Here is a 255-nt window from a genome sequence, read left to right on the forward strand (position 1 = left end):
CCTACTTTCACACTGGTTGCAGCACTATCATCGGCGCAAAGTTGTTTCACGGTCCTGTTCGGGATGGGAAGGGGTGGGACCAACTTGCTATGGTCATCAGGCATAACTTGTACTGGCGTTTGTCCTCGATGGAGCGACAAAGCCTGAATCTGGAAGAAGCAAAGATTGGGGTAATGACTGGTAGTATCAACACACACGCAACGTTGTACCGTCTTATCCTCTGCACCTGCTAAGGTTATAGGGACAAGCCGTACG

Annotated in this window: 1 rRNA gene; it reads right to left on the bottom strand. The window is 50.2% G+C overall.

Annotated elements, in window-relative coordinates:
- Nucleotides 1-101, bottom strand: a 5S ribosomal RNA gene (gene rrf, locus MRBLMS1_RS24695); the annotation flags it as partial.
- Nucleotides 102-255: the final 154 nt, after the last annotated feature.

This window comes from Massilia sp. LMS1-1-1.1, assembly GCF_040815535.1.
In the GTDB taxonomy this organism is placed as follows: Bacteria; Pseudomonadota; Gammaproteobacteria; order Burkholderiales; family Burkholderiaceae_D; genus Janthinobacterium; species Janthinobacterium aestuarii.